This is a genomic window from Pseudomonas fluorescens, from assembly GCF_018614775.1.
Classification (GTDB): domain Bacteria; phylum Pseudomonadota; class Gammaproteobacteria; order Pseudomonadales; family Pseudomonadaceae; genus Aquipseudomonas; species Aquipseudomonas fluorescens_BY.
On record NZ_JAGGOF010000122.1, the window covers coordinates 1 to 11426 of the forward strand.

Below are 11426 nucleotides of genomic sequence, written 5' to 3' on the forward strand. Positions count from 1 at the left end.
CCAGTTCAGCCTGCTCGCGATGGGGCCCTGGCATTCGACACAAAAGGTCAGGTCAGGGCTTGGGCCGCGCATGCGCCGCCAACCGCTCCAGCGCCGCCCGCAGGTTGGGGTCGCTGATGCCGTCGGCGGTGGCCTGGATGGTCGCGGCGGCATCGCTGGACAGATCCAGCGTATGCCCTTTGACAACCAACTGCACCGTAGGCGGCTGGACCTTGAACTGGATCCGCATCAGGTTGGCGAACTCTTCGAACGCTTGCAACTGCCGCAGCAAGCGTTTTTGCTGGTAGCGCAAGCGCGTGGCCCAGTGGCCGTCGGTGACAATCAGCAACAGACTGCCTTCGCGCCAGGACGCTACGTGGCAATGCTCGCGAGCGGCGGGTTGCAGTTGGCTGTCCAGCAGCCGCTGCAGATGACCCAGGCGTTTGGCGTGGCCGAAGATGGCTTTCAGCGGTTTGGCTTCGCGCAGCAGGACGGCGGGAGCCTTGGCTGTAAGAGGGCGGAAGGCCATGAATGAATACCGCAAGTGACAGAGGCGCCATGGTAGCAGAAAGCGGCTCAGGCGCCTTGGCCCTCTGGTCCTTGGCAGTTTTACCTGGGCAATCAACGACTGACTTCTGTGCTTTATGGGTTGAAGTTCGCGCAAAAGCCCTTATTTTAAGCAGGCCCCGTCACAGCGCTGTGCCAGCATCGTGGAATAACGCCACTTTCCTCTCCATCGTTTCCGGGTAGAATGCTCGTTCGCATGCGGCCATGAGGGCTGCACGGGCGACTCACGGGGCCGCCCTCCATCCCTTTAGTGTGGAAGATCCTGCCGATATGTTTGCGCCTTTGTTAAAGAAACTTTTTGGAAGCAAGAACGAGCGTGAAATCAAACGCATGCTCAAGACGGTACAGACTGTCAATGCCTTCGAAGAGCAAATGGTGGCCCTTTCGGACGATCAGTTACGCGCCAAGACTGCCGAATTCAAGGACCGCGTCGCCAAGGGGGAAACCCTTGACCAACTGCTGCCCGAAGCCTTTGCGGTTGCCCGCGAAGCCGGCAAGCGGATCATGGGCATGCGCCACTTCGACGTTCAGTTGATCGGCGGCATGACCTTGCACGAAGGCAAGATCGCCGAAATGCGCACCGGCGAGGGCAAGACCCTCGTGGCGACGCTGGGTGTGTACCTCAACGCACTGTCCGGCAAGGGCGTGCACGTGGTGACGGTCAACGACTACCTGGCCCGCCGCGACGCCAACTGGATGCGCCCGCTCTATGAATTCCTCGGCCTGACCGTCGGCGTCGTCACGCCGTTCCAGCCGCCGGAAGAGAAGCGTGCCGCCTACGCCGCCGACATCACCTACGGCACCAACAACGAATTCGGTTTCGACTACCTGCGCGACAACATGGCGTTCAGCATGGAAGAAAAATTCCAGCGTGAACTCAACTTTGCCGTGATCGACGAAGTCGACTCCATCCTCATCGACGAAGCCCGTACCCCGCTGATCATTTCCGGTCAGGCCGAGGACAGCTCCAAGCTGTACATCGAGATCAACAAACTGATCCCGCAGCTCAAGTTGCACGTCGAGGAAGTCGAAGGCGAAGTGACCCAGGCCGGGCACTACACCATCGACGAGAAGACCCGCCAGGTCGAGCTCAACGAAGCCGGTCACCAGTTCATCGAAGAGATGCTCACCCGCGTCGGCTTGCTGGCCGAAGGCGAGAGCCTCTACTCGGCCCATAACCTGGGCCTGCTGACCCACGTCTATGCTGGCCTGCGTGCCCACAAGCTGTTCCATCGCAACGTCGAATACATCGTCCAGGATGGTCAGGTCGTACTGGTGGATGAACACACCGGCCGTACCATGCCGGGCCGTCGCCTGTCCGAAGGCCTGCACCAGGCCATCGAAGCCAAGGAAGGCCTGAACATCCAGGCCGAGAGCCAGACCCTGGCCTCGACCACCTTCCAGAACTACTTCCGCCTGTACAACAAGCTGTCCGGCATGACCGGTACCGCGGACACCGAAGCGTTCGAGTTCCACCAGATCTACGGCCTGCAAGTGGTGGTGATTCCGCCGAACAAGCCGTTGGCCCGTAAAGACTTCAACGACCTGGTGTTCCTGACCGCCGAAGAGAAATACGCGGCGATCATCAACGACATCAAGGAAGGCATGGCTCAGGGCCGTCCTATCCTGGTGGGCACCGCGACGATCGAAACCTCCGAGCACATGTCGAACCTGCTCAACCAGGAAGGCATCGAGCACAAGGTCCTCAACGCCAAGTTCCACGAGAAGGAAGCCGAGATCATTGCCCAGGCCGGTCGCCCGGGTGCGCTGACCATCGCCACCAACATGGCCGGCCGTGGTACCGACATCCTGCTGGGCGGCAACTGGGAAGTGGAAGTCGCTTCCCTGGAAAGCCCGACCCCCGAGCAGATCGCGCAGATCAAGGCCGATTGGCAGAAGCGTCACCAGCAAGTGCTGGAGTCCGGTGGCTTGCAGGTGATCGCATCCGAGCGTCACGAATCGCGCCGTATCGACAACCAGCTGCGTGGCCGTGCCGGTCGCCAGGGTGACGCCGGTTCCAGCCGTTTCTACCTGTCGCTGGAAGACAGCCTGATGCGTATTTTCGCCTCTGACCGGGTGAAAAACTTCATGAAGGCCCTGGGCATGCAGCCAGGCGAGGCGATTGAGCACCGCATGGTGACCAACGCCATCGAGAAGGCCCAGCGCAAGGTTGAAGGTCGCAACTTCGATATCCGCAAGCAATTGCTCGAGTTCGACGACGTCAACAACGAACAGCGTAAAGTGATTTATCACATGCGTAACACGTTGTTGGCCGCCGACAACATTGGCGAAACCATCGCCGATTTCCGCCAGGACGTGCTCAACGCCACCGTCAGTGCGCACATCCCGCCGCAATCGCTGCCGGAACAGTGGGACGTCGCCGGTCTGGAAAGCTCGTTGCAGAGCGACTTCGGCGTGGCGTTGCCGATCCAGCAATGGCTCGACGAAGACGACCACCTGTACGAGGAAACCCTGCGCGAGAAGCTGTTGGCCGAGCTGATCGCCGCGTACAACGAGAAGGAAGACCAGGCCGGCGCCGAAGCGTTGCGCTCCTTCGAGAAGCAGATTGTGCTGCGGGTACTGGACGACCTGTGGAAAGACCACCTGTCGACCATGGACCACTTGCGCCACGGTATCCATCTGCGCGGTTACGCCCAGAAGAACCCGAAGCAGGAGTACAAGCGCGAATCCTACACGCTGTTCTCCGAGCTGCTGGATTCGATCAAGCGCGACTCTATCCGTGTGCTGTCCCACGTTCAGGTCCGCCGCGAAGACCCGGCCGAAGAAGAAGCCCGCCTGCGTCAGGAAGCCGAAGCCCTGGCCGCGCGCATGCAGTTTGAACATGCCGAAGCGCCTGGCCTGGACGTTGTCGCCGACGAGGGGGTCGATGTGGATGTTGCCCTGGCGACGGCCGCCGCGCCGGTGCGTAACGAGCAGAAGCTGGGCCGTAACGAACTGTGCTATTGCGGTTCGGGCAAGAAATACAAGCATTGCCACGGGCAGATCCAGTAACCCCGTTCGACGCTGAATGACCCGCGCCGCGACCGGCTTCCAGCCGTCGCGGCGTTTTGCCATTTGATTCAGACAAACATTTATTAAGGAGCGCATTCATGGCTGTTGGTCTTGGTCCGTTGCCAACGTTGCACCCGGTTGCCGGTTTTGAACTCGGTATCGCCTCGGCGGGCATCAAGCGCCCCGGGCGCAAGGACGTCGTGGTCATGCGTTGCGCCGAAGGCTCGACGGTTGCCGGCGTGTTCACCCTCAACGCCTTTTGTGCGGCGCCGGTCATCCTGGCCAAGCAACGCGTGCAGGGGCCGGTGCGCTACCTGCTGACCAACACCGGCAATGCCAACGCCGGCACCGGTGCACCAGGCTTGGCGGCCGCTGAGCGTACCTGCGCCAAGCTGGCCGAATTGACCGGCGTCGACGCCAGCCAGGTGCTGCCGTACTCCACCGGTGTGATTGGCGAGCCGCTGCCGGTCGAGAAGATCGAAGGCGCACTGCAAGCCGCCCTTGATGACCTGTCGGAAAACAACTGGGCGGCGGCCGCCACCGGCATCATGACCACCGACACCCTGCCCAAGGGCGCGAGCCGCCAGTTCGTGCACGACGGCGTGACCGTCACCGTCACCGGCATCAGCAAAGGCGCCGGCATGATCCGCCCGAACATGGCGACCATGCTCGGCTACATCGCCACCGATGCCAATGTCTCCCGGCAGGTGCTGCAAGACCTGATGTTCGATGGCGCCAACAAGTCGTTCAACCGCATCACCATCGACGGTGACACCTCCACCAACGACTGCTGCATGCTGATCGCCACCGGCAAGGCCAACCTGCCGGAGATCACCGACGCCAGCGGCCCGTTGTTCGCCGCGTTGAAACAAGCGGTTTTCGAGGTGTGCATGGAAGTGGCCCAGGCCATCGTCCGTGACGGCGAAGGCGCGACCAAGTTCGTTACCGTGCAGGTCAACGGTGGTGGCAATCATCAGGAATGCCTGGATGTCGGCTACACCGTGGCGCACTCGCCGCTGATCAAGACCGCGCTGTTCGCCTCCGACCCGAACTGGGGCCGTATCCTTGCTGCCGTGGGCCGTGCCGGCGTGCCGGCGCTGGACGTGAGCAAGATCGACGTGTTCCTCGGCGACGTCTGCATCGCCAGCCAGGGCGCCCGCGCTGCGACCTACACCGAAGCCCAAGGGGCGGCGGTGATGCAACAGGAAGAGATCACCATCCGCATCGAGCTGGGGCGTGGTGATTGCAGCGAGACGATCTGGACCACTGACTTGTCTCACGAGTACGTGAAGATCAACGCTGAGTATCGGACTTAAAACCGAGTCGTCCCATTCGCGAGCAAGCCCGCTCCCACAGGGGATTTGAGTGTGAACATTTTTTATGTCACGCATCAATTCAGTGTGGGAGCGGGCTTGCTCGCGAAGGCGGCACAGCGGCTGCGATGCGGCCCAAGTTGAAACCCTTTATCAATGGCCGGCGCTCAAGACGTGGCAACGGCCTGCCTGGAGGACACTGCGCGGTGAAACGAGTACACGTAGCGGCGGCGGTCATTCGCGACGCCAGCGGCAAGATCCTGATTGCCCGTCGGGCCGACACCCAGCACCAGGGCGGCCTGTGGGAATTTCCCGGCGGCAAGGTCGAGGCGGATGAGTCCGTTGAAACGGCCCTGGCGCGGGAGCTCCATGAGGAGCTGGGCATTGTGGTCGGCGCCGCCCGACCCCTGATCAAGGTGCGCCACGATTACCCGGACAAACAGGTGTTGCTGGATGTCTGGGAAGTCTCGGCGTTCAGCGGCGAACCCCATGGCGCCGAAGGGCAACCGTTGGCGTGGGTGTCGGCTCGCGAGCTGACGGGCTACGAATTTCCGGCGGCCAACCAGCCGATCATCGCGGCGGCCCGTTTGCCGGCGGAGTATCTGATCACCCCGGAAGGCCTCGAAACACCGGCCTTGTTGCGCGGCATGCAGAAGGCTATCGCCAATGGCATCAAGTTGGTCCAGCTGCGCGCGCCTAATGGTTACGATCCGCAGTACCGCGATCTGGCGGTGGATGCGGCGGGGCTGTGTGCCGGCAAGGCGCAACTGATGCTCAAGGGCCCGTTCGAATGGCTCGGGGATTTCCCGTCCGCCGGCTGGCACATCACCGCCGCGCAGTTGCGCAAGCATGCGGCGGCCGGTCGACCGTTCGGCAAGGACCGCTGGCTGGCAGCGTCCTGCCATAACGCCGAGGAGCTGTCCCTGGCCCAGCAGATGGACGTGGATTTCGTGACGCTCTCGCCCGTTCAGCCGACCCAGACCCATCCCGACGCGCAGCCGTTGGGTTGGGATGAGGCGGCGCGGTTGATCGAGGGTTTCAACAAGCCGGTCTACCTGTTGGGCGGGGTGGGGCCAGATGACCGAGAAAAAGCCTGGGAGGCTGGGGCCCAGGGTGTGGCGGGGATTCGGGCGTTTTGGCCTGAAGCCTGACACTGCGCCGCAGCTACTGACGCCATCGCGAGCAGGCTCGCTCCCACAGTTGATCGCAGTTTCCTGGAAGAGCGCGGTCCCTTGTGGGAGCGAGCCTGCTCGCGATGGCGTCTTTACAGGCGATGGATCAACTCCCTGGCTTGGCCGCCGCCACCCAAAGCACCTCCGCCACCCCCTGCCGCCGGGCAATCACCCGCGCCGCCACGAACAACAGGTCCGATAACCGATTGATATAGGCCAGCCCCGGCCCCACCAGCGGCTCCACCGCGTTCAATTGCTGGCAACGGCGCTCGGCGCTGCGGGCCAGGCTGCGGCAGACGTGCGCGAGGGCAATCAGGGTCGAGCCGCCGGGCAGGATGAAGTTCTCCAGCGGCCCCAGTTCCTCGTTCCAACGGTCAATCGCTGTTTCCAGTCGTTCGACTTCCGCTGTGGTCAGGGCCTGATAAGCCGGCATTGCCAGCTCGCCGCCGAGGTCGAACAGTCGATGCTGACAGGGCGTCAGCACATCAATGACCTCCTGCAAATCCGGGTGTCGCAGGGTTTCAGTGGCGAGCCCGGCCAGCAACAGTCCCAGCTGGCTGTTCAGTGTGTCCACTTCACCGATGGCCTCGACACGTGGGTGGTCCTTCGCCACGCGGCGACCATCGCCCAGCCCGGTTTCACCGGTGTCGCCGGTGCGGGTGTAAATCTTCGACAGGCGAAAGCCCATGCTTAGCGCTCCAGTTGGATGTTTTCCTGCTGCGAGATGGCCGTGCCCGCCAGCGGCAGGCGCAAGGTGAAGCAGGTGCCCTGGCCCGGCGCCGATTGCACTTCCATCTGGCCCTTGTGGTTATTGGTGATGATGAAATAAGACACCGACAGCCCGAGGCCCGTGCCTTGGCCGATCTCCTTGGTGGTGAAAAACGGCTCGAAGGTGCGCTTGCGCACGTTCTCGCTCATGCCGATGCCGTTGTCCTCGACCTGGATTTCCGCCCAGGGCGGATTCAACCGCGTGCGCAGGACAATGCGTCCGGGTTCGCTGTCGTCCTCGCGTTGATGGATGGCCTGGGCGGCGTTCTTCAGCAGGTTGAGCAGCACTTGCTCCAGTTCGTTGGCGGTGCCAGGCACCGGACCCAGGTTCGGGTCGAACTGGCGGATGATCGCCTGGCCCTTGAAGTCGAACCCGATCGCCAGGTCGAAATCGTTGCCGGCGATTTCAACCGCCTGGTCAATCAGCGCCGGCAGGTCGCAAGGCGCCATCTGCCGTGTGCTGCGGCGGCTGAAACTGAGCATGTGGGTGACGATTTTCGCGGCCCGGGCGCCGGCCTGCTGGATACCATCCAATAACTGCGGGATCTCCCGACCTTCAAGGTAACGATTGACCTCCTGCAATTCGATACCCAATTGCTCGGCCTGTTCGAGGTTCCTGGGCAGTTCCGGCGACAGGCGCCGGCGGATGTTCTGTACGTTGTGCAGGATCGCCCCCAGCGGGTTGTTGATCTCATGGGCCATGCCTGCCGCGAGGCCGCCGACCGAGAGCATTTTCTCCGATTGCACCATCATTTCTTCCAGCGACAGGCGCTGGGTGATGTCATCGATCCGGATCACCACCCCGCGCCCGGCACCGCCCATCAGCGGGTAGAACGTCAGGGCGTAGTGGCGGGCCTCGTCGTCCTTGGTCCAGGTCACCCGTTCGATCTTGGCCACCGTGTGCTGCTCGACCGTCTGCTTGAGCTGGGGCAGGTACGGCTTGAGCGGTTCGAAGGCGAGGAAGATCGGTTGGTTCAGGGCCTCGTCCAGCCGCGTCCCGGAGAGGGCGCTGGCCTCCTGGTTCCACTGGGTGACGTAGAGCTGTTCGTCAAGGGCGATTAGGGCCGACGGCATGGAGTCGATGATGCTGTTGAGGTAATTCTGAAAGCCGGTGAGTTTCTTCTCGATCTTGCTGCGCACCTGGACTTCCAGTTCCAGCTTGCGGTTGGTGTGGCGGGTTTCTTCCGCCAGGCCCTGGGCCTGGTCGTAGGCGGCCTGGGAGTCGTCGCGTGCACGCTTGAGTTGCTGTTCCCGGGCTTCGATCCGCGACAGCATGGTGTTGAAGGCTTCGGCGAGGCTGCCGATCTCGTCATGATTACCGCGGGCGGCGCGCAGCGAGTAGTTTTCCTCACGGGTGACCTGGCGTGACAGCTCTTCGAGCTGATGGATCGGCTGGGTGATCAGGCGCTTGATCTGCTGGGCGATGACCAGCCACAACAATACGCTGAAGATCAGGATGCCCAGACTGGCGGTCAGGGTGCCGGTGTAGAACGCCGTCGGCAGTTCGCTGCTGGCCACCAGTAGCAAGTGGCCCGGTTCCATGCCAGGACGGGGCAGGGTGATGACTTGGTTGCTGCGAAATTCACCGGCCTGCCAAGCCTGCATCTTGCGGTAATGGTCCGGTAGCTTGAGTTTTTCGCCCTGTTGCAGCTGTGCCAGGCGTTCGCCCTTGCCGTCGTACAACGCCGCCGCCCGCAGCGGCGCGTAGCTGTTGAGTTCATCGAGCAGGCGCTTTGCACTCTGTGGCGACTGCACCGCATCGGAGATCAGGCTCGGGTTCGCCACCAGCCGGCCAATGGTCTGCAAGGCCTGGGGCGCCATGCTTTCCTGGGAGATGTAGTAGGCGGCGCTGATGAAGGTCAGGTTGGCCACCAGCAGGACGGTGGTCAATAACACCAATAGGGCGGCCAGCAGCTTCTGGCCGACCGGGAGGTTCTCAAGGCGCTGGCGCAATGGCATCGGATTCGTCGCTAAAAAGGAACACGAGGCCAGCGTAGCCGCTGCTCAGTCGCTGGGCAATCCGAGGTTGTTCAAGTGGGTAATCAGGCGCTGACGCAGTTGCTCCAGGTGCGGCACCGCCAGCGTGTGCCGCTGGGCGACCTTGCAGGCGTGGCCGAGCAGATAGCTGATTTCGGTGCGGCGCCGATGACTGACGTCCTGGTACATCGAAGAGTAATTGGCGGCGGTGGCCTGGATGACCCGTTCGACCTCCGGCTGCAAGTCTTCGGCCGCGGCAGGCTGGCCGCAGCGTTCAAGCAGATCGGTGAGCTCCGCGCAGAGGGTGGCGACTTCGCAATGATGGCTTTGCAAGCCGCCATTGTTGCAGTGATGCAGCACGGTCAGGGGATTGATCGCGCAGTTGAGCGCCAGTTTGCGCCAGAGTCGGGTGAGAATGTCGGCGCTCCATTCGTGGGGTATACCGGCGGCGCCGAGGTCGTCCAGCCAGAACGGCGCCACCGGGTGAGCGGGATCACCCAGCCAGGTGTAGCCGTGGCCGGCGAATACCACGCGCCAGTCACCGTCGCGAAACGCGCCTTCGGTGCTGGAGGCGCTGATGAAGCGGGCCAGGGGCACGCAATGGGCTACCGCATCCTGGCTGCCGAGGCCGTTCTGCAACAGGATCAGCTCCGACTCGGCGCTCAGCCGATGGGCCACCGAGCGCACCGCCGCTTCTGCGTCATAGGCTTTGCAGGCCAGCAGCAGGCGCTTGATCGGTTCGTGGTGGTCCGCCGTTTCGCCGGGCACCGGGTAACACTGCGCCTGGCCTTGCTCCACCAACGTCAACCCGCCGGCAGCCCGGTAGGCCTGCAAGCGGTCCTCATTGCGCAGCACCAGCCGCACCGGCACGCCGGCCCGGGCCAGGCGCGTGGCCCACAACGTGCCGAGGCTGCCGGCGCCCAGGACATGCCAGGTGGTGGGCATCAGTTTTTTACTCGGTTTGGCGCAGGCATCCTGGGGCTCGCAGTGTCTGTAGGGAAAGACCCGTTATAATGAGCCCGATTTCAACCACAAGCCAAGCGCGCGCCTTCGTTACCGGCGCGTCTTTTTTTATTGGAGAACACTACATGCCGTCATTCGACGTGGTATCCGAACTGGACAAACACGAAGTCACCAACGCCGTTGAAAACGCCGTCAAGGAACTCGACCGTCGCTATGACCTCAAGGGCAAGGGCAGTTTCGAGTTCAAGGAAAAGGACCTGACCGTCAACCTGACCGCCGAAGCCGATTTCCAGCTCGAGGCGATGATCGAGATCCTCAAGCTCGCGCTGGTCAAGCGCAAGATCGACGTGCAGTGCCTTGAGGTCAAGGATGCGTTTGCCTCGGGCAAGCTGATGAAACAGGAAGCGGTGCTCAAGGAAGGCATCGACAAGGAGCTGGCGAAGAAGATCGTCGCTCACATCAAGGACGCCAAGCTCAAGGTGCAGGCCGCCATCCAGGGCGAGCAGGTGCGGGTGACCGGCAAGAAGCGTGACGACTTGCAGGAGGCCATTGCGGCACTGCGGGCCAAGGAATTCGGCATGCCGCTGCAATTCAACAACTTCCGCGACTGATCTTCAGGTTGTTCGCATGACGGTGGCGAGGGACTTGCTCCTTCGCCATGAATGGAAAAAAGGAGAACACGATGGACTTGAACGCTGAAGTGGACCACCTGGTCAAGGCCTCGCAGGCCTGGATTCCGATGATCATGGAGTACGGCAGTCGGGTGCTGCTGGCGATCATCACCCTGGCCATCGGCTGGTGGTTGATCAACCGGGTCACGCAAAAGCTCGGCGCCCTGCTGGCCCTGCGCAATGCCGACCTGGCGCTGCAGGGGTTCATCAGTACCCTGGTGAATATCATTCTGAAGATCCTGCTGATCGTCAGCGTTGCGTCGATGATCGGTGTGGAAACCACCTCATTCGTCGCCGCCATTGGTGCGGCCGGCCTGGCGATTGGCCTGGCGTTGCAGGGCAGCCTGGCGAATTTCGCCGGTGGCGTGCTGATCCTGCTGTTCCGTCCATTCCGCATCGGTGACTGGATCGAGGCCCAAGGCGTTGCTGGCACGGTCGACAGCATCCAGATCTTCCACACTGTACTGCGCACCGGCGACAACAAGACGGTCATCGTGCCCAACGGCAACCTGTCGAACGGCATCATCACCAACACCAATCGCCAGCCGACCCGCAAAGTCGTGTTCGACGTGGGTGTGGATTACCAGGCGGACTTGCAAAAGGCTCGGCAGGTGTTGCTGGACCTGGCAAAGGACGAGCGCGTACTGGCTGACCCGGCGCCTGAAGCGGTGATTTCCACCTTGGGCGACAGCTCGATCACTGTGTCGTTGCGGATCTGGGTGAAGACGGCGGATTACTGGAGCGTCATGTTCATGTTGAATGAACAGGCCCGGGACCGCTTGAAGGATGCGGGGATTGATATTCCGTTTCCGCAGCGCGTGATTCGGGTGGTTCAGGAATCCTGATGCTGTGCCGCAGTGACTCGATACTTGCCTGACCTTCCGTCAGAGTGTTGCGAAGATTGTCTAGTCCTGAAATAGGTTTACACCTGTTTCACCCTAACGCCCGATGCATCGCATCGGGCGTTTTGTATTTCAACGACAGGTGCGGACGCTCGCGGTTGT

9 protein-coding genes are annotated in these 11426 nt (G+C 62.2%); 5 read left to right on the forward strand and 4 right to left on the reverse strand.

What is annotated here, in order from left to right; all coding sequences use genetic code 11:
- Positions 1-52: 52 nt before the first annotated feature.
- Entirely contained in the window at positions 53-508 is a 456-nt protein-coding gene (locus J7E36_RS24770; RefSeq protein ID WP_215008930.1) for a DUF721 domain-containing protein, read from the reverse strand.
- 308 nt (positions 509-816) lie between these two features.
- Here J7E36_RS24770 and secA point away from each other — a divergent pair, with 308 nt between their 5' ends.
- The 3 genes from secA to J7E36_RS24785 all read left to right on the forward strand — a co-directional run bounded on the left by secA (position 817) and on the right by J7E36_RS24785 (position 6022).
- The gene (gene secA, locus J7E36_RS24775; protein WP_215008932.1) at positions 817-3558 is read left to right on the forward strand and encodes a preprotein translocase subunit SecA; all 2742 of its coding nucleotides are present in this window, start codon (positions 817-819) and stop codon (positions 3556-3558) included.
- A gap of 98 nt (positions 3559-3656) precedes the next feature.
- A complete protein-coding gene (gene argJ / locus J7E36_RS24780) occupies positions 3657-4874 on the forward strand; it encodes a bifunctional glutamate N-acetyltransferase/amino-acid acetyltransferase ArgJ (protein WP_215008934.1) in 1218 nt (405 codons plus the stop codon).
- A gap of 203 nt (positions 4875-5077) precedes the next feature.
- Positions 5078-6022, forward strand: a complete 945-nt coding sequence (locus tag J7E36_RS24785) for a Nudix family hydrolase (RefSeq protein ID WP_215008936.1) — start codon at positions 5078-5080, stop codon at positions 6020-6022.
- Positions 6023-6149: 127 nt separating this feature from the next.
- Here the strand turns inward: J7E36_RS24785 and J7E36_RS24790 are convergent, their stop codons facing one another.
- The 3 genes from J7E36_RS24790 to J7E36_RS24800 are packed head-to-tail and all read right to left on the reverse strand — an operon-like array spanning position 6150 to position 9733.
- Positions 6150-6731 carry a cob(I)yrinic acid a,c-diamide adenosyltransferase gene (locus J7E36_RS24790; protein WP_215008937.1) on the reverse strand — a complete coding sequence of 194 codons (582 nt, stop codon included), beginning with the start codon at positions 6729-6731 and terminating at the stop codon, positions 6150-6152.
- Between the two features lie 2 nt (positions 6732-6733).
- A complete protein-coding gene (locus J7E36_RS24795) occupies positions 6734-8770 on the reverse strand; it encodes a sensor histidine kinase (protein WP_215008938.1) in 2037 nt (678 codons plus the stop codon).
- 45 nt (positions 8771-8815) lie between these two features.
- Positions 8816-9733, reverse strand: a complete 918-nt coding sequence (locus J7E36_RS24800; protein WP_215008939.1) for a putative 2-dehydropantoate 2-reductase — start codon at positions 9731-9733, stop codon at positions 8816-8818.
- Between the two features lie 143 nt (positions 9734-9876).
- Between J7E36_RS24800 and J7E36_RS24805 the strand changes: the two genes are divergently transcribed.
- Both J7E36_RS24805 and J7E36_RS24810 read left to right on the forward strand, forming a co-directional pair.
- A complete protein-coding gene (locus J7E36_RS24805; protein WP_077045697.1) occupies positions 9877-10362 on the forward strand; it encodes a YajQ family cyclic di-GMP-binding protein in 486 nt (161 codons plus the stop codon).
- Between the two features lie 71 nt (positions 10363-10433).
- The gene (locus J7E36_RS24810) at positions 10434-11267 is read left to right on the forward strand and encodes a mechanosensitive ion channel family protein (protein WP_215008940.1); all 834 of its coding nucleotides are present in this window, start codon (positions 10434-10436) and stop codon (positions 11265-11267) included.
- The last annotated feature ends 159 nt before the right edge of the window (positions 11268-11426 follow it).